Below are 22,959 nucleotides of genomic sequence, written 5' to 3' on the forward strand. Positions count from 1 at the left end.
ATGACCATTTTCAGACACAACCTGACGACGGCCGCGAAACATTCCTGCCGTTAAAGTACGCCGCCGAGTGCTTGCGGCGGCGCATGGCTTCGAGACTCTCTCGCCTTAGGCCTTTTCAGCCGATTGGCCGAGCGTCCTCGCGGTGCTCATCAGCATGTCATGTTGGGATTTCGCGATCTCTTTTGTGATCTCGAGGCCAAACATGCGCTCCTGATGCTTGATCATCTTGTCCAGGTTCTGTTCCGGCGACCCGGCAGAGCCGGATGTAATGGGAGGGGTAGGCGCCATCATTGTCTCCTTGAGGGACCATTCAAGTTACAGACTCCGGAATCACGCCGATGCGATCCGGCAGGTTGCGCAAGCAGCTTAAGGCAGCCTGATCGAAAATGAAAGTCCACTTGGAATATATGAACCACTTCAGTTCCAACTGTTGCATTGCCGACATTGGGGGAGTAACCTGCCATTGGGGTGAATGGGGTATTTCAGAATGGAACAAGGTCCGTTGGCGGAGCTGTTGGTCGAACGGTTCGAGAATATGCCGCCGCAGCTGCGGGTCGCCGCGCGCTTCGTGCTCGATCATCCTAAGGATGTCGCACTGATGTCGATGCGCGAGCAGGCGCATCAGGCCGGCGTTTCGCACAGCACGATGATGCGGTTGGCGCGATGGCTTGGCCTTGAAGGCTACGAGGATATGCGCAGCCTTTATGCGAAAGCGATGCGCGAACCGGGTAGCCTGTCCGGCGCGTCCGCGCGCTTGGTGGAGACGCAGCTGGCCGGCGACGGCGGCTTCTCGACGGTAGGCGTCGTAGCCGATGCGGTTGCTGCCCAGATTGCCAGTCTCGGCGAGTACGGCAACGCCACGCAGTTCATCGCGGCGGCGAATGTCCTCGCCGGCTCACGCAAGCTATTCTGCCTCGGCCTGCGATCGGAGCAGGCCGTCGCGCAACATTTCGTGCACACGCTTTCTTTCCTGGGCTGCGAGGTGAGACTTCTGGATGCCTCCGGCGCTATGGGTATCGATGCCTTGCGCGGCGCCGGCGCCGGCGATGCGGTGCTGGCGATAAGCCTGGCACCTTATTCCCGGGCGACGATCGAAGTGGCGCGTCAGGCGGCAGAACGCCGAGTGGCGGTCGTGGCGATCACGGACAGCAGTGTGTCGCCACTGGCCAGGATGGCGCGCGAGAGCATGATCGTCACCACAGGCTCGCAGTCATATTTCAGGAGCATGGCGCCGGCTCTTGCCGCGACCGAAATACTGGCCGCGCTGATCGCCACCAAATCCGGCGCGAATGCCGAAGGGAAGGCGAGGGAGGTCGAGGAAGAACTCGCCGCCCTCGATGTTTATTGGAAGCCGCCCCGGTAAGTGGCCGGGGCTTCCACTGTCGGGCGCGGGGGCGTTGACGGCAGGCAGACGGCCTGAACTATGACTGGACCGGCTCCGGAGGTTGTTTGATGATCCGCCCGATTACCACCCTCAAGCCTCCGCCGCCGCCCAGGGTCGACCCAAAGGCCAATGCCGAGCAGGTTACGCGGCTGCAGGCCGAAGCCACGAAATTGCAAAATGAAATCCGGCTTGCCAACAGGATGGGCGAGGCCGACGCGGCCGCGACCGCTCGCCAGCGGCTGACGCAGGTCAATGCGGAACTGACGACGGCACAGCCGACTGCCCCGGCGGCGCAGCCAGCACCGGGGCTGCCTGCCGCAGTCACCGCAGCAAACGGCAACGGCGGCACCACCGCCGCCCCTGCGCTTTTCACGACGCAGAATTTCGGCGGTACGCCAAACCTCCTGCTGACCAGTGGTGAGCCCGACGACGGCGGTGTTTCACCGGAAGTCACCACGGCGAAGGACATTCTCGAGGCGATCGAAGGCGGCAAAAGTATCGACAACATCGCCGACGAGCGGAACATGACTCCCGAGGAGGTGGTGGCGGCTCTGAATGCCGGCGACATGACGGCGACGGCGTATGAACATGCCAACGGCGACACCCGTACGGTGGTGATCACCGACGGCAGCGGTCGCGAGATCACCGAAAACCAGGATTATCACCACGGCGGCTATTACACCGAAGTGACGGGTCCCGACGGACAGGCGACCTCCTCGCCGATCCGTGACGATCTCGGCCGCAAGGAAACCACCAGTGTCGACGCGGAGACAGGCGCGATCACGACCAGGTTCGTGGACGATCTCGGCGACGGCTCAGTCACCGAACGCACGTCGAACCCGCAGACCGGTACCACCACCACTACCCACACGGCCGCCGACGGCACCGTCACGGTGGAGAAGGCCCTGCCGAACGGCGCAAAGGTTGAGACGGTAACGCCCAACAACAGCGTCGCTTTGCCGGTAACCACGGTCACGGGGCCGGATGGCGAAGAAGTAATCCTGGCGCATTCGCAGGCAGCGGACGGCTCTGACGCACCGTCGATCCAGGAACAGCTTGCCGAAGGCAAGAGCTTCGAAGAAATCGCCGAGGCGAGCGATCTCACGCCCGAGCAGGTGATCGCCGAACTGAATGCCGCCGGCCTCGAGGTGACGCAGGGCGGCGACCCAGGCGAAACCCTGCAGATCGTCGTCACCGATCCGGAGACCGGCAGGACGGTCACCTACAACAACGACTATCATCACGGTTCGACCTCGGTGACGACCGTGGAGGGGAATACCGAGACGACCGACTCGATCGACGGCAATGGCAGGACCAGCCACACCGAGCGCAACACCGAGACCGGCGAGCAGACCACCACCATCGTCGACCCCAGGAACAACACCGAAACGACAATTGTATTCGACAAGGACGGCCGACGCACCGAAACCATCGTCGAGACGTTGAATGACGGCGAGCCGATCGACTACGAGGTCCAGCCCGGCGACAATCTGAGCGATATCGCCGAGGCGCACGGTGTGACGCTCGAAGATCTCGCCGAAAGCAATCCGGAGCTGTTCACCTCTCCGCGCGATCCCGACCTTATTCATCCCGGGGAAACCGTGGTGATCGAGGGCGGTACCAAGACCACCGTCAATGTGACGTTTAACGGCTACACGCTGACCACGTCGCCAGACGGCAAGATTACGCTGACCAACGATACGACCGGCGCCGTCACGGATATCGCGGCCGGCACCGCACAACAGGCGCTGGCAGAGCTGCTGCTTTCCATCAATCCGAACAGCAGTGACCCGGAGCAGGCCAAGGAGGATCTGGTCGTCAAGACGACGCTGGACGGCATATTCGGCGGGGCGACGCCAGAGCTGACCACGGAGGCGCTTGAGAAGCAGCAGGCCGTGGTCGCTGCAATGGAAGAATATGGTCCGGGACAAGACGCAACCGGCGCGACTCTCGACGGTGGTCCCACGTCGGTTGGTCCGTACGGGAACCCACCGTCACCCACGGCTCCTTCGGGCGGGAAGTGGGTGCCATTGCTGGTCGACGGGAGCTGGAAATGGTTCGACCCGGAGGTGGCCAAGGCGATCGCAGCCGAGAACGTGGCGATTGCGAACCTCGGCGAGGCACAGGCAAGGCCCGAGCAGAGCGCGGCGCAACTCGATGTTTATGCGCTGGACCCTGAATACAAGAACGCCATGGAGGGTGCCGAGTCGACGCTCGACGAGGTGCTGGCACCTTATGGACTGGATTGGGGGCCGCCCGAACCGAAGGGTACGCTGGCGGATGCGCAAAACCGGTTGACCCTCGCCAATAACGCGCTCGAAAGCGCCAGCACTGCCCGGGCCGAATACGAGCAGGCGGAGGACAGTCTCCTCGAAGCGATCGACAAACAGGTAGACCTGCCGACGCTCAGCGATCCCAACCAGACGGCTGCCCGTAGCATGGATGGCCCCAGTGCCGAGGAAACCAACCAACAAGGAAAGGCCGCGCACGCGGAGGTCGCCGAGCTCTTTACAAACGTTTCGCTACACACCGCCAACGGCAACAAGGCCACGATCGACCAAATGATCAGCTCGACCGAGCTGGAGCTGAAGCTTACCGATGCCAAACCTGGAAGCCCCGAGTATACAGAGATCGACAATCGGTTGACGGGCCTGAAAGAGCTGCAGGGGGCCGCGGCCAATCAGGTGACCCTGGCCGAGGCATATCAGGAGTATGGGGTTGCGCAGAAAGAGGCGGCGGATCTTGCCGTTACCATGGAGCCTCTCAAGCAGCAACTGCTTGCGCAGGCGCAGGAAAGAAACCCGCACCATTTCGATTGGGAAGGGTATACCAATGGACATGGTGAGTTTACCGGCAAGATAAAATCGCAGGACATAATCGAGGAGAACGGTCAGCTCTATGTCGTTACCGTCTATGAGAACGCCACGTTCACCGACGAGAATGGGGATGACACGAACGTACATAAATCTGCCCTGACATATGACCTCAACGACGAGAATATCAGGGAAGACTTCCGCAACGATCCGCTCAACAAGCAATGGCAGGAGATGCTGGCCTCGACGCATGACACGTCGTCGGCAACCGTATGCACACCGAACGGTACGGGATCGCAATCGGCGCTGGACGCAGCCAAGTCGAAGATTGTCGGCGTGCAGGTCGACCAGCTCGATGCCGGGCTGAGAGATGCGAAGACGGCGCTCGTCGACGCGACGGCAGCGCGCGACCAGGCGATCACCGACCACGGGCCGGGAACCGTGGAGGCGCCCGCCGGCACGTTGAAGCCGGGCGAGACGGCGGTGAAGATCACGGTGGACGGCCACGACCTGTGGGTCGCGCCGGAGGTTGCCGCGGCCTACGAACAGGACGGACCGGGCGCGATCGGCGCCAGCGGCAAGGCGGTCCAGATCGAAATAGACGGCCAGATGCTGTGGGTGCACCCTGAAGTCGCGGCGGCGGAAATCGAACGGAGCCAGGCGGAAGCCGACAAAGACAGCCTGGAAAACTGGGAAGAAAACGTGCGGCCGGCGATGGTGGCGGGGCGCGACTGGTACGCTTTTTCGGCAAGCCACCCCAAGCTTCTCGAATATGGTTTGGAGGAGCACGAGGCGGAACTCAAGAACGAGTATTTTGAAGAACACCGGGACCAGGCGCTGGCCGGCTATCAGGTTCAGTTCGAGAACCTCTACGAGGCCGGCTTCACCGGCGAATACGAGACATATACGCCGGACGAACTCAGCACTGCCGTTGGTCAGATCCTCGGCCCATCGAGCGAAGGCGTCGACAAGGTCACCGAAGAAATCACCGACCGCGCCGGCGACAACGCCGAGGTCAAGATCGTGCCGATCTTCGCCCTCGACGGCGGGGTGGAATCGTCAACCGCGCTGTTCGCGATCAAGAGCGATGGAAACGAAGCCGGCTATGTCGACAGTTCTGGTAAATATTACAGCACCTTCGATGAATTCCAGCACGAGAATCGCATCTTCAGCGAGAAGGGCAATCTGGTCATGGCCAAGGGCGGCGACATGTCGCTCGGCGAGGATGGTTTTTCGCTCGACGAACTGGAAGTGGCCGACGCACGCAAAGTGGATTTCTGGGACAAGGCTACCGACATTGGCCTTGGCATCGTGGCGGGCGCCGCCACCATCGTCTCGTTCGTGCCGGGCGGTCAATGGGCCATTCCAATCGCGATCACCTCTGGTGCGGCCCTGGGCGGTAAGGCCCTGTACAGGGAGGGTGAGCATCTTCTTCAGGGCGGCGACTTCGACAGCCAGTCGGCCTGGAATATCACAACCGGCGTAACCGCATTCCTGCCCGTAGGCGCCGGCGCCCTGCGCACATTCGGCCTGGCCAAGTCCGGTTTGTCCACCTCCAAGGCCTTCGCAGGCGGCTTCGGGATGACCCGCATGAAGGATGCCAGCTGGGGCATCGGCAGATTCCAGGTGAACGTGCAGGAGGCCTCTTATGCTGGTAAGGTCTCGGAGTTTATGCAGAGCGGCAACAAGCTGACGAACGCTGCGTGGACCCTCGATGCCGGCGCCGTGGTTACCGGTGTTCCACTGCTCGGTAAATCGGTGGAAGATCTGGCGGCGCATGGCGGCGAGATGTCCCTGCTCGAGCTCGCGAACGCAGTCATGGGCATAGGCGTCGGCACTGTCGGCACGGGCTTGGGCGGCCGCTCGCTGTTGTCCAACATGCCTGGAACGGGCGGTACTCGGAGCGGAACTCATACGTCGGCCAGTTTTCCTGGCGGACCGGATTCGGGGCCGCAACCGCGGGCCGTCTACGAGATGGGCCCTGACGGTGTCTACAGGCCCACCGGCGAACAGGTCATGCCGGATCCAGATGAGATCATCATCGATGGCGACGTGGTCGGAGAAACGTCCGGCCAGCAGGGGCCTGGTTTCGGTGACCGGGGAGGTTTCCGCAACGCGGCGGAGGCCGGAAATCCCGGTCAGCGCGCGCTGCCGGCCGGCGAGTCCGATGGTCCGAACCCGCCGCCACCCACGGGCGGCAAGGGTGATCCATCAGGCGACGGCCAGCCGTCGCGGCCGATCGTCGTGCATGAGCAAGGCCCCGACGGCGTCTATCGCCCGACCGACGAACTGGTCTTCCACGATCCCAGCCACCCCGTCGTCGAGGGGACGGTTGTCAACGTCCACGATGAAGCGCCGAGCGCCCCGGGCGAGCGCGGCGATCCCGAGAATGCCAGCGACCGAGGCGCCCAGGAAGCGCGTGAGCAGAATGTGCGCGTCCCCGCCGACGGCGATCCGATCGTGGTTCCGCCGGTCCGCGGCGACGGAACGACGCGCCCGGCCGAGAGCGGCTTCCGGCTCGTCTGGGACCCGGCAACCAAGACGTTCACCGGCATGCCGAGGCCCAATCCCGCGGAATACACCTACACTAGCGGCAAGGATCCGCAGCAGACGGGCTATCTCGACGGCGCACGCCCTTCCGACCCGGTCGTGCTGGCCACTCCGGACGAGCTCCTGCTTCAGTCCGAAACGGATACACGCGACGTTTCGAGCCGCGAAACCACCGAGCGGCAGGGGCCTTCCGGAGCGAAGCTGCCGGAAGGTGGGGCGGAAGGCACCCGCCCGTTGATGCGCTACACTCTCGGCAACCGCCATACCGGCGAGATGCTCGTCGATTTCAACCTACCGGAGGGGCACAGGGTTGTCGCCATACCCGAACCCAAGGCGATCACGGCTGCGCCGGAGCCAGTGCCGGCTCCTGTCGAGCTCGACCCTTCCTTGCCGGTGCTTTATCTCGGCGCCGACGGCCGCTGGACAGCCGATCCGAACGCCCGCACGGAGCCGCCGGCCGTGACGGACACCGGGCACCCCAGCCCGGTTCGGCCCGACGGCACGCCGGTCATCAACAATTTCTCGTCAAACCCGTACAGCTTCGGCCAGACGTTCAATGCCGTCAAAGCCGGCCTGCGGCGCGTCGGCACGCGCTATATGAATACCGAACCCCGCTATGACTATCCGAGGCTCGGCGAGTTGGTCGACAGCATCTATCACCGGCCGGTTCCGCAGGACGGCGTCACCGCCGGACAGGATATCTATGTGGAGGCCGGCGGCGAATACCTGCCGGCCAAGGTCATCATGGCCGGCCCGCAGGCGAGCATGACCCGCGACATCGTCCTGCCGGGCGAGCACGCCACGGAGGCCGGCTACCTGGGTTCCGGCCCGACGGTCGAACGCGCCAAGCGCGGGTCGATAACCACGCCGAACGGCCAGCTCAGGGTCAACACCCCGGCACGGGAAGTCCATACGTTCGATCCTGCCGACAATCCGGAAGTCAGCCATCGCTCGGCGCTCGGCGAGACCCTCGCCGCGACCTTGCCGGCGCTTCCCGACGATGCGGCGACGCCCGCGCCGACGTGGATGCCCGAGCAGGTGCAGCTCGTCGGCGACTATCTTGGATCGCTCGAACGTTCCAGCGATCCGGTCGTCCGCGACGCGGTGACCAGGACCAGGGTGCAACTCGGCGGCAAGGGTCTGCCTCAAGCCGGCACGGAGATGACGCCGGCCCAGCATCGTGCGCTTGTCGAGATGCTGGACGCCGACGGACAGAGCCTGTTCACCGGCTCAAAGCCGGTCGACCAGCTTTCGATGAACGGCTTGACGACGCTCCAGGTGTTCAGCGCCCAGGGCAAGCTGCCTGTCGCGCCTGGAGAGGTGATCGACCGGCTTGGCCTGTCGTCCGACGGCAGGCTGCCCAGCGGCGAGCAACTCCTCACCGACGGCGCGCTGCCTGGAGAAGCGCGCTGGACCGATGCCGGCCGCGGCATCGTCGGCGACTACTTGAAGACCGCGTCGGGCTCCACCGATCCCAGTCTTGCTGCTGCGGCAAATGCCGCCGCGCCCGTCTTCAAAGGTCGCGCTACGAAGCCCGGCAAGGCGGTGACCGCCGCGCAGCAGGACGCGCTCATGCAAGTCCTGGAGGCCGACAGTGGCAGCACGTGGGTCTACGGTCCGAAGCTTCAACCGGAGTCTTCGTTCAACCCCGCCGGCAAGCTTTCGCCGGAAGGCCGCTACAATGAGAGGGTCCTGTCCGGCCACGAGACCTGGACACCGTATCTTTGGCGAGAGATGCGCGGTTACGCCGCCAACCAGCAGAAATCCGCGGACCCCGCGGTCCAGTCGCTCGCGCACGCCTTGGAGAACGCGCTGCCCGGGAGCAAGCCCAGGGCCGGGACCGAAATCAACAGCGAGGTGCCTGTCCTGCTGGAGCGGTTGCGGGATGCCGACAAGGCGAGTTCGTGGCGCGCCCCGACATTCTTCACCGATGCACAAGGGGTCTGGCGGTCCGACCGCGCCACCGTTTCCTGGTTTCTGCAGGAACACGAAGCCAATGTCTTGGGTGGGCCGATCCTGAACGACCAGGTCGCCACAGTAGTCGGCCTCGGCGGATCGATGCTCGGCATCAAAGTGCCGCTGCCTAGCCGGCAGGTCTATGGAGAACTCAGCCTGAAAAACAACGGCCCGGACGGCACTGGCTTTCTTCTTCCGGTCCACCCCAATGACGCAAAAGGCCAAAAACTCTTCGCCAATGGATTCCGGCCGAATTTCGCTTATGACGAGGCGGCGGCTCCATCCGCCCGGTGGGTCGCATCGGCGCCGATGCTGTCGAAGAACACGTTCCAGAGCGAAAACGCCGTTGGCGCTTCCATATCCATCGCTGGCTTCTCTCTGAGTGGGGCCTACGTCAAACGCACGCTGCTCTATCTCGGCGGCGAGGGCGGTCGGCCGGGGTATACGCACAGGGAGCCTGGCCCGCTCAGCCAAAGGGCGGCCTCCTTCTGGGAGGAGGCCACGAGAGGTGGTGCCAGCCACTATAGCTCCGAAGGCAAGGTGCCCGGTTTCGAGGATCGTGTCCTCTACCGGAACTACAACATCATTGCGCCCTTCGGAGGCGGCAAGGAACCCTGGCGCGGTAGCCCCGCCTTCGAGGGCGTTCCGCGCGAGGCGGGCGCCGGGCCGCTCAACCGCCTGGACCGCAAGGATCACGGCGCCGGTTTTGCAGTGAACTTTGGGCAATGGCCGGTAACGACGGTGGAACTCGGCTCGGTGAGGAAGGATCTGGTGCCGCACACGCGCTCCGCCCGCGCACACCCCGGATCCTCCGAAGGCGCGCAGAAGGTTTTCTTCGCGCTGGAAGCATCGGACGGGCGGCTGACGCCGGACGTCCTGGATCATCTCGACACCTACCTCGCCGAGGTCGCGGCATCGCCGCACGGCGATTTGAGGTTCGCCGGCCAGCGCGTGTCGGATGTGTTCCCGGAACTGGGCACCGCGCCCTACCCGGACCCGTTCGCCACCGTCGGCAGGCGGCCCGACGGCATGAGCGGACCTGCCTGGAAGGCCTTGCGCCAGCAGCTCAATCAGCAGGCCCGCATCGAATTGACCGACACGCAGGCCCATTACCTCAACAGGCTGCTCGAGCAGGACGTGCAGCAAAATTCGCCGCCGCCGAACGCCTTGCCGCCAGCTGGCGATGGCCCGGTTGGTCCGAGGAGCCCGGGTCCCCGGTCACCCCTCGATAGGTCCGCCATGGAGGCTGGCAGCGTGCAGGACTCACCGCTCGCCAAACCGCTGACTGACGCCGAAATCGCCGCCAACCGCCAGGAAGCGTCGAGCCTGCTGGACCACATGTTGCCTCAGAATCTCGGCATGCCGGAAATGACCAAAGCTGATCTTGCAGATCAGCTCAGCCGGTCACCGACGCTGATGGAACTTTTGCGTCATTCCCACGCAGAAGGCGTACGCATCGTCAATCCGGCACGGAACGACCTCCGGATTTTTGACGCGAATTCCGGCGACGATCTAACCGCAACCGGATCACAATACGTCAACGAATTGGGAGTAGTCTTTGTCGATCCCGAGGCACTCCATGCCCCGGATGCGGACACCGTACTTGCCGAATTCGTCGACATGCTCGGCCATGAGCTGTCCCACGTTTCGGACGCTCCAATCGACCTCCATCCCGACAATTTTCCGGGTCGTCAGGCATACAAGGATGCCGTCGTGGCCGCCTATTTGAACGTCGAGGGCGAAGCGACATTCGTTCAATATACCGCTGCTGACGAGCTTACAGTCAATGGCGGCAAGCCGGCCGCCATTCTGGGCGCCGAGTGGAATCCAGCGCAGGCCGATGTATTCGCCCGTTACAAGGCCGGCGACATCGATAGATCGCAAGCCGTTGGGGAAATGGCGACGCTGTTCAGCGAAAAGGAGACGAGCACGGCCGACGTTACGTACCAAGAGTTTTATAGCAGGTATGCGGACGAACTGTACGACTACTATGCGTCCACTGGCTCGCATCCCCCGGCTGAAACCGGTCGTCCCGGCCCGGCTACCAGGGGCCAGCCTGATCCGAACAGTGGGCCGCTCACCCGCGATGGCGTCAGAGCGGTTCCGCTTGACCAGGTGCCAGATCTCGTCATGGGCGATTTCCAGCCGAACCAGATTCCATGGCTTAAGCGCGAGCAGGTGGCCGAGCTGACGGAACAGCAGTTCCGCGACATGGATCAGGCCGGCTTGCTGCCCTATCTGACCAAGAGCCAACTGCGCGGTATCCCGAAGGCAAAGATAGGCCAGGTCAACATCGCGGGCCTCGAGGGGAAACAGATTCCTTGGCTGACCGAGGGCCACATTCGGAATGTGACAGACCAGCAGTTCCGGGATCTCGGTAAAACCGGTTTGACGCCTCACCTGACGAAACCACAGTTGCGGGCGATAAAAGGAGACATGGTCGAGTTCGTTGATGTGTCGACGCTGGAAGCGCGCCAGGTTCCATGGTTCAAGCCCAGCCAGGTCGCGAAGTTCACATCACAGCAATTCAAGGATCTGGGCGAGGCCGGATTGCTGAAGAACCTCACCGAGCGCCTGGTTCCGGCCATCCCCGAAACCATGATCGGTTCCGTGGACGTGGCGAAGCTCGATCCCAAGCAGGTGCCGTGGCTGAGCGAGAAGCAGATTCCGGTGCTGACCCGCGATCAATGGGGTGCCTTCACAATCCACCACACCGAAGCTCTGACCCAGCCGCAGATCGAAGCGGCGACACCAAAACAGTACGGGGAAATGAGCCCCGGCCAGTTCCGCAAGTTCACGCTTGAGCAGTTCGGGTGGATGAGTGGGGATCAGACCAATGCGCTCTCGGTGCTGCAGCTGACGACATTTCGGGCGACCCACAAAACGTCGATGACGCCGGATCAGCGGACACTTGTGGAAGGCGCGCTGGTTTATTCGCGGACCAAGGAATATCAGGCTGCGCTGGACACCTTCGGCACCATGGCGGGCACGTCCTACATGCTGTGGAGCTCGCTGCCGCCAACCTGGACCGCCACCGCCGGAGCGGTGGCATTTGGCGTGCGAGGTGTCGTTTTCGGTGCGCAGGCGCTCTTCCCCAATGCAACCGCAAGTCACAAGCCGTTCGGGCGATTCCTCAACGCGCTCGGCGGAGCCACATTCATTGCCGCAGCGCCAGGTGCCGCGACCGGGATGATCCAGGGTAAGGATCTTGTCGTCAACAGCACGTTCACGCTCGGCAACATCGTCTATGGCACGAAATCGATGCTGCAGTCGTTCACCGGCAGACCGGTGATCCGAAACCTGGCCGAATATCTGGCTGGACCCGGCTATGTGCTTGGCTGCGCCTTCTATACGGTGCAGTCCTGGCCGGCGCCGATCGCCACAGTCGCCGGCACCATGTTCACGTTCGGCTGCGCGGAATTCTGGGCATCCGCCTACAGGACGGACCAGGCGAATCGCCGTTCAGTGCCGCGAACCGATGCTGATATAGCGGCGGCGGAAAAGTCCGACAAAAGATGGGCTGCATTGGATCGGTGGACTCTGGGCATCACGTTCGGCGTTGGAATGCTTCTCTTCTCGCTGGACGCCCTGCTCGCGGAGCCTTGGGAGGGCCCGAAGACGACCCCTCCACCCGATCCGAAAAAACCGAATGGCGATGACTCGTCCCAGCAACCCGATGATCCTTCGGATGTCCCAGATGAGCCGCAAACCCTGCCGGAGGATTTCCCGCAACTTGTCGTGGTCGCCGATGACGGCCTGAATTTGCGGACCCAGCCTGACGGGGATTCGACCGTGGTAACGGTTCTGCAACCCGGCGCATTCGTCGAACAGACCGCGAAGCCATCGACCGATCCGTCAGGAGAGGCCTGGATACCCGTCGAGGGTTTCGGACCAGACGGCGAAATGCATAGCGGATGGGTTTCCGGCGACTATGTCGAGGCTCATGCCGAGGGCAGCAGCAATCCTGAGGGCCGCACGAACCCAACGCTGGAGAAAGACGGCTATCAGTGGGTCGAGGTCAAGGATGGCGACAGCATTCGCCTGATCGCAAAGACCCATTCTGCGGATGTGGCGCAGACGGTGGTGCTCAACATGGATCATATCCTGAGCCCGGATCTGATCTTCTCAGGCGACCGCATCTACCTGCCGGCCACCTTGGTCGGCTGAGAAACCGCGAGCCTAAGCTTATCGGTTCTCGCAGCATATGCATGCGCAACGCAGGCCGCCAGCTTTGCCGCCCGCTCCGCTATCGGATTGGATGGTTCGGAAGAGTAGGAGGCGGTAAACTGCAAGTCGGACGGGTGCCATTCGCATTCGACGATGCGCAGTTTACCGCTTGCGATATAATCTTCGACGACTCCCTCAGGCAGGGAGGCTATTCCGATTCCGTTGAGTGTCATCTTGATGGAAGCGGCCAGCGAATTGGCAGGAAAGATGCGCGGTGTCTCTTCGAATTCGCCAGTAAGTTTGCGATAGAGCTCGCTATAGGGTTTCGTGGCGCGCGCGTAGCTGATGATTGGAAACTGCATCAGGTCGTTTAGCGTCACCTTGCGTCGGTTGGGCAATTCCAATTGCGGCGAGCAGACCCAAACAAGAGGAAAGGACGGCATCGCGATATTCTCGATGCTGTACTCCAGGACAGGGCCCATCAGCACCGCTAGATCGAGCCGATGTGACATGAGTTCGTTTCGAAGGGTGGTCGTCGCATCGACGACGATATCCGTCTCGACAAGCGGGTAGTTTGCTTGCAGTGCCTTGAGGAAATCCGGGAGCCAAGTGTGCACGACCGTTTCGGCAACCCCAAGCCTCAGCACCCTCGTCGTCTCTGAAGGCTCTGAAAGAGAACTGGCCATCAGTTGCAGCCGCTCCGCTACGCGCAGAACCCGTTGAGCAGCCGGTAGCAGCCGTTGTCCCTCGGCGGTCAGCCTGACGGTGCTGCTCTGCCGCTCGAACAGCCTGGCACCCAGCGCTTCCTCCAGCCCGGCAATTCGTGTGGACACCGCCGGCTGCGTGGTGTTCAGGCGTTCCGCCGCCTTTCGAAAGCTTCCGAAGGTGGCCACCAGGAGAAAAGTTTCGAGCTGCTTGATGTTGAAAGGTATCATGACGGTCGATCGCTCATCTGCGGCTTTCGGGGGAAGGGGCGTCAAACCATCAATGCCGTACAATAATCTGGGTACCGATCTTCACTCGGTCATAAAGATCGATGACATCTTCGTTGGTCATGCGAATGCAACCGGAGGAGTTGGCCTGTCCGACGGTCCAGGGCTGGTTCGTCCCGTGGACGCGATAAAGCGTGTTGCCGATATACAGTGCGCGCGCACCCAATGGGTTGTTCGGTCCTCCTTCGACATGCGCGGGCAGGAAGCGGCCTTTTGATGCTTCTCTGGAGCGCATTTCGGCCGGCGGCCGCCAATCTGGCCAGTTCTTTTTGCTCGAAATCGTGTCACGGCCGGACCACTCCAATCCCTCCTTTCCAACGCCAACCGCGTATCGCAGCGCCCTGCCGTTCCCCAGGACGTAGTAAAGGCGCCGTTCCGTGGTGTTGATCACGATCGATCCCTTCGGTTGAGCCTCGCTGAAATGCACGATCTCCCTAGGGATTGCCGACCACTCGGGCCGGATTTCTCCATCCGAAGTCTGGTCGGGAGCGGAAGGGGAGACCAGCACATTTCTTGCCGGATCGTAAGTCCAGCTTCGCGGGTCATAACCACTATTCGATTGGGCCTGCGCCGGCGCCATGGCAGCAATCGTGGCAGCAACTAGAACTGATGCACACAATCTCTGGATAAGGCGCGGGCTGACCAGGACTTTGCATCCCGCAACGCTGCCGGGAACAGGCAAGTCCGCATGCAGGATCATGTTTGCCGCCACTAAGACCGATCCCTTCTGCATCCAGGCGTCCAGCCAGCGATCACCTGATTCCAGCGCGCACCATATCGCTTTGCTGGCGGTTCGCAACATTTGGCACCAAATGATCATGCGCAATCCAATTGGACTTCCAATTCTGCGACGTGCGCGATAGAGTGAATCGGCGGGTAAACCATAAGACAAGGGACGCGGGCCATCGCTCATGCGTCCCTTTGTGATAGGACCAATGTTGACGGGACGCGACACCTGCCATGCGGATCGGTTCTCGGGATCGAGGGCTGCCTTCGTCGCCTGCCGTCTTGCGACGATCCTAGCGTTCGGCCTTGCCTCGTCGCAGGCCAATGCCGCCGAACCGCGCTGGCCTGCCGGCCCGTACAAATACATCACCGTCGACCAGTCGGTGCCCGACGCGCTGGTTGAGCTAGGCCGCAACATGCGGGTGCCCATGCGTGTCAGCAAGCTCGTAAAGGGACGTTTAAGCGCCGGCATGCCGGTTGGAACGGCCCGCGAGTTTCTGCAAGAGATTTGCAATCGATACGGGTTGGTCTGGCATTTCGACGGCATCGTCATGAACGTCGCGACCGAAGCTGAAGTCCGGACAGAAATGATTCCGCTTGATGCCAATGCGGCTGCCAGTGCGGAAGATCGGCTTTCGCGGCTGGGGGTCATCGATCCGAAGTTTCCGATAAAGGTTTCCAAACAAGACGATGTTGTCTCGGTATCGGGGCCGCCATCCTACGTTGAGCTTGTCAAGAAAACACTGGGAGTTCCTGCGGCGCCGGCCACGAAGCAGGATCCTGGCAACGTCGTTCCGGTCCGCGTTTTCCGCGGAAAACAGGCGGAGGCGCAGAATGTCCCCTCCGGCAAACCGAACTAAGGAAGCAGGAGGGCAGGTTCATGCAAATCGCGCCGATTGGAGCCCTGGAAGCCACACTGGCAAACTTGACCACCAGCGTAGCTTCGCAGCAGCAGATCACCACCGGCACGGCAGCGCAGCCGGGTAACCGAATGGTGGGTGCCAATCAGGAAAAGCATGATGCCGCCAAGGCTGCTATGCCTGAGCGCGGTGATGTCGCCACACGGGCAGGCCAGCAGGTGGCGCAGGCATCTTCGGGAGCCAATCCGGCAATGGCCGGACAATCCTCCAAATTGGAAAGGACCGAGCCGGTGGTCGAACACAAACTCTTCGATTATCTGGCCGAGGTGGAAAAGTCAGGGGGCGGGGCGTTCACGGATCCGTCGGCATTGTTCGGTTCTGCGGTTCAGTCGCTGGAAGGAACCATGCAGCAGGTCCAGAAGGCCCTTGGCCAGGCAAATGCCCCCGTGAATGCTGAAACGGCCACCGTCCAGGAGGCCGCCGGCAAGGCCGCCCCGTCAGGCAAGGAAGGCGAAGACGCCACCGCAAAAAATGCCGAGCAACTCCTCGAACGATCCATTTCGGTGATGTGGGCAGCCGCCAATCTCGAGGTGGTTACGAGCAGCGTGACGGCCGTTACGTCATCCACTAGCACGCTTATCAAGCAACAGTAAGCGCTACGGAGTGTTCGTGCACACACTACCCTCGCCGCGGCAGTCAACACTATTGAATCGATGCGGCGTCCGGTGCCGTGTCGCGCTCGTTGTGGTGGGTATGCTTGTGCTCCAGGCGTGCTCGGTTGAGCTGTATTCCAACCTCAACCAGCGGCAGGCCAACGAGATAGTGGCCACGTTGATGCGTCACGGGATTCCGGCCCAACGCGAGGCCGGCAAGGACGGCAAAATGACGGTTTCCGTACAAAAGGACCGTTTCGCCGAAGCCATGGCGATTCTCGACGAAAGCGGATTGCCCAAACAGGAATTCCAGACGCTCGGCGATGTGTTCAAGCGAGACGGGCTTGTATCCTCGCCGGTCGAAGAGCGGGCGACGATGATCTATGGCCTGAGCCAGGAGCTGTCGCAGACGATTTCGGACATCGACGGCGTGCTTTCGGCGCGCGTTCATCTCGTCTTGCCAGAGAACGATCCCCTAAGACAGCGACTGGTGCCATCGTCCGCTTCCGTCTTCATCCGGCATCGCGCATCCGTTCCGATGAATGAGCTGATCCCGCAGGTCAAGATGCTGGTGGCAAAGGGCATCGCCGGACTGACCTATGACAATGTATCCGTCACGCTCATTCCGGTGGCCGCAACAGCCCCCGAGCAGGAAACCGGTGAGGCGGGTTTCACTACATTCTTCGGCCTCTGGCTGCATCCGGACAGCCTCGCCGCCGCGATGTGGCTGTTCTACGGCATGGCGGCGGCCATACTCGCGCTGGCTGCCCGGCTGGCTTACCTCCATTGGTATCGACGGCCCGGTGTCTATGCGCTCGACGCTTCTGCAATGCCCGTGAAGAAGACATGATCCAGACCGGCTCGAAGCAAACTGCCAGCCCGGAATGGCGGACATTCACGTCCAATCCCGCAGGCTATGCGGATGCGGCCCGACTTGCGCAATGCTTTGACGGCACGATCGGCGAGGCTGCCTGCCAGCGCATGCTACAGTCGCAACGCCTGCATGAGCGATTGTCGGAGCTTCTGCTCGACCGTTACGGACTCAGCGGCGCTGTGTCCAACGAACCGGCCGATGAGGTGGATCGGGCGATCGCTTTGTCATCGGGTGAGGAGTTGGAGGAACTTGCGCTTCGCGCGGGCGCGATCTACTGGGCCGGCAGTCTGGCCGCCATCATTGATGGGCGCGAAGCGGCCGCGTTGCAGGCGGCACTCGGCGCGGATCTTTGCACTTTTGCAGTCGCCAACCGCGATCTGGCCGGTCCAATGCAGCCGTTGGAGCCCCTGGAAGATATTCATAGTCGTGTCTATGCCGACGGCTTGAGTTGCCTCGGCGCCTGGTGTCAGGCGATGCCCGGCGATACGAGCATGCGAGTTCGCCTCAAGCTGATGCCGCACGAGCTTGTTGACCAGACAGCCGCGCCATTTGCCGAGACTGGTCCGGCCATTGTTCGACGAGCGATGAGTTAGACGAGATGGTCGAACCGGGCAAAGCGACCACTGGTGTGCCAAGGCGCCCTAACGGCCGCATCCTGCGCGCTGCTGAGGCACGCGCCTGGCAAGATGGGCACGCCTTTCTCGACGAAGCCAGACGCGATGCGCAGCAGTTGCGTGACGCCGCTCGGCGAGCCTATGCGGTCGAATATGCGCAGGGCTATGAAGACGGTAAGGCGCAAGGCGACGCGGATGCCACGCGTTTGGTGAGCGAGACCGCGGTCAAGGTAGATCGCTATCTTGGTGGGCTGGAAGCCGAAATCATCAATCTAGCCCTCGATGTCGTCAGGCGCGTGCTGGGAGAATTCGACGTGAGCATGCTTGTCGCCAAGGCGGCCGGGCAGGCCGTCAAAGAAATTCGCCGCGCCAAATATCTGAAGGTCCGAGTTCATCCCGCTTCCGTTGACAGGGTTCGCGACGAACTGCATGCGGCCCTGCGCGAGAGTAACCTGGGCCTGACGGTCGAGATCGACGCGGCTGATACGCTCGCGAGGGGCGCCTGCATCCTCTCGACCGACATTGCCGTCATTGACGCCAGTATCGACGCACAGCTCAATGCCATTGCCGCTGCGATTTCATCAAAGGCCGAGGCGCCGGCATGACAAGCCCCGCCACCAAGATCGAGAGCCGCCTCGCATCCATCGTTCCGAACCTGCGTTCCGGCCTGCGCGACGATGCCAGTCGACCCAGGAAAGGGCGTGTACGGCGGGTGACTGGCACCGTCATTCACGCGACGGTGGAGGAGGTGCGGATCGGCGAGATATGCGAACTCGTCGATCCCGGGACCGGCAGGGTGACCAAGGCGGAAGTCGTTGGGCTCATGGACGAGATGGCGATCCTTGTTCCGCTTGGCGATCTGACCGGTCTTTCAAGCCTGACCGAGGTCATTCCGACCGGAAAGGCCCAACTGGTGCCCGTCGGGCCTGGCCTGCTTGGTCGGGTGATCAGCGCGCTCGGCGAGCCATTGGATGGCAAGCCGCTTTCGCCGGATGGCATTACCGGCAGCTATCCGGTCAACGCCTATCCGCCATCTCCGCTGGAGCGCAGTTTGATTACCGAGCCTATCCAACTCGGAATCCGCGCCCTCGATGGGCTTCTCACCTGCGCGCGGGGGCAGCGCGTCGGCATCTTCGGCGAGCCTGGCGTCGGCAAGTCGAACCTGCTTTCGGATATCGTCAGCGGCACCGACGCAGATGTTGCCGTGGTTGCTCTTGTCGGCGAACGCGGACGTGAAGTGCGCGAATTCATCGAGCGTCAGCTCGGGCCGGAAGGGCTGGCGCGGGCAATCATCGTCGTCGCGACGTCCGACCGGCCGGCGATAGAGCGCGTCAAGGCCGCCCACGTGGCGACCAGCATTGCCGAATATTTTCGCGACCAGGGCAAGCATGTACTGCTGGCAATGGACAACATTACGCGGTTTGCCCGTGCTCAGCGCGAGATTGGGCTCGCTTCAGGCGAGCCGCCGACGCGTCGCGGTTTTCCGTCTTCGCTGTTTGCGGTCCTGCCACGTCTGCTTGAGCGCTCAGGGCCTGGTCGCGACGGTTCCATCACAAGCCTCTACAGCGTTCTTCTGGAAGGCGACGGCACGCTGGATCCGGTCGCCGAAGAAATCCAGGCTCTTCTCGATGGCCATGTCTTCCTGTCCAATGAACTTGCGCAGCGCAATCATTTCCCGGCCATCGACGTGCTGCGCAGCCGGAGCCGCCTTATGGACACGGTGGTGCCATCTGAGCATCGGTCGGACGCCGGCCGCTTACGGGAGCTGCTCGCTCGCTACGCCGACGTCGAATTGCTGCTGCGCGTCGGTGAATACGAAAAGGGCAGCGATGCGGTGGCGGACGAGGCGGTGGCGAAGATCGACACCATCAACGCCTTCCTGCGACAGCCGTCCGCCACATACGAAACCATCGAGAAGACACGCGAACGCATGCGGGGGATCGTCAATGAAAGATCGTGACATAATCGCACGATTGCGCGACCTCAGGCGCCGCGGTGAGAGGCGCGCAAACGAAGCGGTCATAAGGAGATATGCCGCTGCGAACCAGGCCGCCGGGGAAGTTCAGGAGGCGGCTGCCGCGGTTACGGAACACCTCCAGAGCACAGCCGACGCCGAGGATGCAGCGTTCGGTTCGCTTGTTGGACAACCGGTGAAGGCCGCCAGCCTTTATAGGATTCAGGGACAGTTCGAGATCGCCGCCAGGCAAACCGAGCAGCTTCGGGAAAACGAGAAGATGGCTGGCGTCACCGAGCAACGACGGAAAGCGGAGTTATCGGCAGCCCGCAACGATCATCGCGCGAGCATGAAGGCCGTGACGAAGCTGAACGGGCTGTTGGAGCATCTGACCAAGCGCACTGCGCGTCGTCGCCTCGCGCTTGCCGAGCTTTCCGAGGAAGACGAGCGCAGCGCACTGCGCTTGCCTGTAGAACGATAGTCCAATCAGTGATCGTGAATATGGAAATGTGATGCCTCAGGCCTTGGCGTCGGCAAAAAAGAAAGCGCGCATAGGACCGGTGAGACGCGCGGCCACACGCTCGAGCGTTGGCGAGCCGCTGACATTGGAATCTATTACGGCTGCGGAGGTTGAGGCATTGAACGCCTTTTACCGCCGCCGTGCTCCTGCGCAGATCACGATAGCGGGGAAAACCATGGCGGTAGCGGCGGTCTGGCCGGTACCGAACCCTGTGGACCAGCCGCTGTGCACGATTGCGTTCACCGTCGGAGACACGGCGGGCAAATTGCATCTGCCCCTTTCTGTTGCCGAACGGGGTCTTGCCAGGGCCGACGAGCTAGTCGACATAAAACGACTGGCACCCGCTCACGCCGCACTGCTGCTGGAGTCCGTATTCGAAGAAGATCTCGAATGGATCGAGAGCAAGCTGGGCGAGAACATCGCGATCACGTCCATCGAACGAAGAGACACCGTTTTGGATGAAACCGCGTTGGCTTTCGTCCTGACCGGCAAGGACGAAACGATAGACTGCACGTTGAACACGAATAACGCCGGCTTGGTCCTGCGGATCGGCCGCTTTCTCGACGAAATCGGGAAAGCGAAGCTACCGATCCCGGGCGAATTCCCGCTACCGGTCTGCCTTTGGCGTAACGCGCTTACGATCAGCCTCGGCGAGCTTCAAAGCCTGCATCATGACGATGTGGTGCTTTTCGATGACGCGGAGGAAGAAGGTGTGGTGGCGCTCGTCATTGCCGAGCGCCTTTATGCCCCGGCCGCCCTGACTGCCGGCGGGCCGCAATTGCTTGCCGCCCCGACTGCAATCGCTGGATCGAAATGGGAGTGGACCATGAATCAGAACACGCCGCCGCATGCCGACCAGACATTGGAAGAGTCAACTCTGGACGAGTTGCCGGTTGCGCTTGCCTTCGAGCTCGGCCGCACGGCAATGCCTCTGCGCGAGGTAAGGCAGCTTGCACCCGGCGCTATCGTTCCGCTCGCCCATGTGACGGAGGAAACGGTCGACATCATCGCCAATGGCAAACGCATCGGCCGTGGCGAGATTGTGCGGATTGGGGAGAGCCTGGGCGTGCGGATCGCCCGCATGTTCGACAATGCTTGACAATTCGCCCAACCTCCTTGGGATTCTGATCGCCGTCGGCTTCGTCGGTTTGCTGCCGCTGGCAGTCGTCACGATGACCGGATTCCTGAAAATCTCGGTCGTGCTGTTCCTCATCCGTAACGCGCTCGGCGTCCAGCAGATGCCGCCCAATTTGGTACTCTACGGCATAGCACTCGTGCTCACGGTCTATGTCACGACGCCGTTGCTGAGCGATATGTCGGGCCGGCTTCAGGAAGGGCAGGTTCAGTTCCAGACGACGGACGACCTCGCCAGGGCGGCGCAACTGGTCAGGGAACCATTGCAGCAGCACCTTATCAAATTCACGCAGCCGGACGAGCGGCAGTTCTTTCTTGACGGAACGAACCGCCTGTGGCCGGAACAGGCACGCCAGAATCTGAAAGACGACGATCTTTCGATACTTGTTCCTGCCTTTGTCGCATCCGAGCTCACTCGCGCGTTTGAAATCGGCTTTCTGCTTTATCTTCCCTTCCTCATCATCGACATCGTTGTCGCGAACATCCTGATGACGCTCGGCATGATCATGGTCTCGCCGGTCCTCATTTCGATCCCGCTGAAACTGTTCCTTTTCGTCGCCATAGATGGCTGGTCGCGGCTGATGCACGGCCTAATCCTGAGTTACGGCTGACGCCGCTGGGAGGTTTGCATGAGCAATGACTTCATCCTAGCGAAGGTCCAAAGCGCGCTTCTGACGGTGCTGTTCGCGTCCAGCCCAGCGATCATCGCGGCGCTGGCCGTCGGCATCCTCGTCGGCCTTGCCCAGGCGCTGACGCAAATTCAGGACCAGTCCCTGCCGCAGACGATTAAGCTCGTCGTCATCCTGCTGGTCATCATGGTCTTCGGCCCGCTGCTTGGCCAGCAGATCGCGGAGCAGGCCTCAACGACGCTGGACGAATTCCCCGTCGTGACGCGTTGAGGCACGCAGATGCCGGTCGAACCATTCTTCGCGTCGGTCAAAGAGCTTCAGTTCTATCTTTTGGCGGGGGCTTTCGCGCTCGCACGCATGACCGGATTCATGTTCCTGATGCCGCTCTTTTCGCGTGTGCCGCTGTCCGGCCTTCTGCGCAACGGCGTTGCTCTGGCGTTGGCGGTTCCGGTCTTTCCGATGATCGTGAACAAACTGACAAACACTGACCTCGCGACGACGATGATCGTCGTGTACATGCTCAAGGAGGTCGTGGTCGGGGTAACGCTCGGGCTGGCGATGGGCATACCGTTCTGGGCGGCCGAGGCTGCGGGCGATATCCTGGACCTACAGCGCGGCTCCACGATGGGGACGCTGATCGATCCGATGATGACCCATGAGACGAGTGCCACCGGCACCTTGCTCGCCGTCATCATGGTCACGATCTACCTGGCTGCAGGCGGCCTCGAACTTTCTTTGACCAGCCTTTACGACAGCTATGGCCTTTGGCCGATTGACCAACTTCTGCCCGTGTTCAGCAAGGATGCAGCCGGAATCTTCCTCGATCTGCTGAACCGCATTCTGATGATGGCATTGACCCTCGTTTTCCCGCTCATTATCAGCATGCTCTTGTCCGACATTGTGCTGGCGTTCTTGGCGCGCGCCTCACCGCACCTGAATGTTTTTGCGCTTTCGCTGATCGTGAAGACGCTGGTGTTTAGCCTCGTCTTTGTACTCTATTCAGCTTTCCTGCTCTTCTACATGAACCGGGACCTTGGCTTCCTGCACGAGGCAGGCCGACAGATAGAAGCGATCGGCTGCCGAAGCTGTCAATGAGAAGGGGAAGATTAGCGGATCGTAATAGAAGCTAACGT

18 protein-coding genes are annotated in these 22,959 nt (G+C 61.9%); 13 read left to right on the forward strand and 5 right to left on the reverse strand.

Annotated elements, in window-relative coordinates; genetic code table 11:
• Nucleotides 1-105 precede the first annotated feature (105 nt).
• Nucleotides 106-288: a hypothetical protein gene (locus tag EJ066_RS14260; protein WP_189644482.1), complete on the reverse strand. Its 183-nt coding sequence runs from the start codon at nucleotides 286-288 to the stop codon at nucleotides 106-108.
• Nucleotides 289-502: 214 nt separating this feature from the next.
• Between EJ066_RS14260 and EJ066_RS14265 the strand changes: the two genes are divergently transcribed.
• Complete coding sequence (locus EJ066_RS14265) at nucleotides 503-1,363, forward strand: MurR/RpiR family transcriptional regulator (protein ID WP_245455157.1); 861 nt, start codon at nucleotides 503-505, stop codon at nucleotides 1,361-1,363.
• 58 nt (nucleotides 1,364-1,421) lie between these two features.
• On the opposite strand, the gene EJ066_RS32000 is transcribed toward EJ066_RS14265, so the two are convergent.
• Both EJ066_RS32000 and EJ066_RS32005 read right to left on the reverse strand, forming a co-directional pair.
• Nucleotides 1,422-2,006 carry a hypothetical protein gene (locus tag EJ066_RS32000; protein WP_245455158.1) on the reverse strand — a complete coding sequence of 195 codons (585 nt, stop codon included), beginning with the start codon at nucleotides 2,004-2,006 and terminating at the stop codon, nucleotides 1,422-1,424.
• 193 nt (nucleotides 2,007-2,199) lie between these two features.
• Complete coding sequence (locus EJ066_RS32005) at nucleotides 2,200-2,973, reverse strand: hypothetical protein (protein ID WP_245455159.1); 774 nt, start codon at nucleotides 2,971-2,973, stop codon at nucleotides 2,200-2,202.
• Between the two features lie 12 nt (nucleotides 2,974-2,985).
• Between EJ066_RS32005 and EJ066_RS14270 the strand changes: the two genes are divergently transcribed.
• Complete coding sequence (locus EJ066_RS14270; RefSeq protein ID WP_245455160.1) at nucleotides 2,986-12,870, forward strand: SH3 domain-containing protein; 9,885 nt, start codon at nucleotides 2,986-2,988, stop codon at nucleotides 12,868-12,870.
• On the opposite strand, the gene EJ066_RS14275 is transcribed toward EJ066_RS14270, so the two are convergent.
• A complete protein-coding gene (locus EJ066_RS14275; protein WP_126038593.1) occupies nucleotides 12,843-13,805 on the reverse strand; it encodes a LysR family transcriptional regulator in 963 nt (320 codons plus the stop codon). The genes EJ066_RS14270 and EJ066_RS14275 overlap by 28 nt on opposite strands.
• Before the next feature lie 49 nt (nucleotides 13,806-13,854).
• Nucleotides 13,855-14,682: a L,D-transpeptidase gene (locus EJ066_RS14280; RefSeq protein WP_348629326.1), complete on the reverse strand. Its 828-nt coding sequence runs from the start codon at nucleotides 14,680-14,682 to the stop codon at nucleotides 13,855-13,857.
• A gap of 115 nt (nucleotides 14,683-14,797) precedes the next feature.
• Here EJ066_RS14280 and EJ066_RS14285 point away from each other — a divergent pair, with 115 nt between their 5' ends.
• From EJ066_RS14285 to sctT, 11 genes are all read left to right on the forward strand, one after another.
• Nucleotides 14,798-15,448 (forward strand): type III secretion protein, encoded by a 651-nt coding sequence (locus tag EJ066_RS14285; RefSeq protein WP_245455161.1) that lies wholly within the window; start codon nucleotides 14,798-14,800, stop codon nucleotides 15,446-15,448.
• A 20-nt stretch (nucleotides 15,449-15,468) separates the two neighbouring features.
• Nucleotides 15,469-16,101: a hypothetical protein gene (locus EJ066_RS14290; RefSeq protein WP_126038596.1), complete on the forward strand. Its 633-nt coding sequence runs from the start codon at nucleotides 15,469-15,471 to the stop codon at nucleotides 16,099-16,101.
• Nucleotides 16,102-16,117: 16 nt separating this feature from the next.
• Nucleotides 16,118-16,951: a type III secretion inner membrane ring lipoprotein SctJ gene (gene sctJ / locus EJ066_RS14295; protein WP_245455162.1), complete on the forward strand. Its 834-nt coding sequence runs from the start codon at nucleotides 16,118-16,120 to the stop codon at nucleotides 16,949-16,951.
• A complete protein-coding gene (locus tag EJ066_RS14300; protein WP_126038599.1) occupies nucleotides 16,948-17,568 on the forward strand; it encodes a SctK family type III secretion system sorting platform protein in 621 nt (206 codons plus the stop codon). The genes sctJ and EJ066_RS14300 overlap by 4 nt, the downstream gene beginning before the upstream one ends.
• A gap of 5 nt (nucleotides 17,569-17,573) precedes the next feature.
• Nucleotides 17,574-18,194, forward strand: coding sequence for a type III secretion system stator protein SctL (sctL, locus tag EJ066_RS14305; RefSeq protein WP_126038602.1), 621 nt, complete (start codon nucleotides 17,574-17,576; stop codon nucleotides 18,192-18,194).
• Nucleotides 18,191-19,549 (forward strand): FliI/YscN family ATPase, encoded by a 1,359-nt coding sequence (locus EJ066_RS14310; RefSeq protein WP_126038607.1) that lies wholly within the window; start codon nucleotides 18,191-18,193, stop codon nucleotides 19,547-19,549. Before sctL ends, EJ066_RS14310 begins: the two co-directional genes overlap by 4 nt.
• Nucleotides 19,536-20,024: a hypothetical protein gene (locus EJ066_RS14315; RefSeq protein ID WP_126038610.1), complete on the forward strand. Its 489-nt coding sequence runs from the start codon at nucleotides 19,536-19,538 to the stop codon at nucleotides 20,022-20,024. The genes EJ066_RS14310 and EJ066_RS14315 overlap by 14 nt, the downstream gene beginning before the upstream one ends.
• Before the next feature lie 157 nt (nucleotides 20,025-20,181).
• Nucleotides 20,182-21,162, forward strand: a complete 981-nt coding sequence (gene sctQ, locus EJ066_RS14320) for a type III secretion system cytoplasmic ring protein SctQ (RefSeq protein WP_189644483.1) — start codon at nucleotides 20,182-20,184, stop codon at nucleotides 21,160-21,162.
• Nucleotides 21,155-21,808 carry a type III secretion system export apparatus subunit SctR gene (gene sctR / locus EJ066_RS14325; RefSeq protein ID WP_126038617.1) on the forward strand — a complete coding sequence of 218 codons (654 nt, stop codon included), beginning with the start codon at nucleotides 21,155-21,157 and terminating at the stop codon, nucleotides 21,806-21,808. Before sctQ ends, sctR begins: the two co-directional genes overlap by 8 nt.
• An 18-nt stretch (nucleotides 21,809-21,826) precedes the next feature.
• Complete coding sequence (locus tag EJ066_RS14330; RefSeq protein ID WP_126038620.1) at nucleotides 21,827-22,096, forward strand: flagellar biosynthetic protein FliQ; 270 nt, start codon at nucleotides 21,827-21,829, stop codon at nucleotides 22,094-22,096.
• A gap of 9 nt (nucleotides 22,097-22,105) precedes the next feature.
• Nucleotides 22,106-22,921 (forward strand): type III secretion system export apparatus subunit SctT, encoded by an 816-nt coding sequence (sctT, locus tag EJ066_RS14335; protein ID WP_126038622.1) that lies wholly within the window; start codon nucleotides 22,106-22,108, stop codon nucleotides 22,919-22,921.
• The last annotated feature ends 38 nt before the right edge of the window (nucleotides 22,922-22,959 follow it).

Source organism: Mesorhizobium sp. M9A.F.Ca.ET.002.03.1.2 (genome assembly GCF_003952365.1).
Lineage (GTDB): Bacteria > Pseudomonadota > Alphaproteobacteria > Rhizobiales > Rhizobiaceae > Mesorhizobium.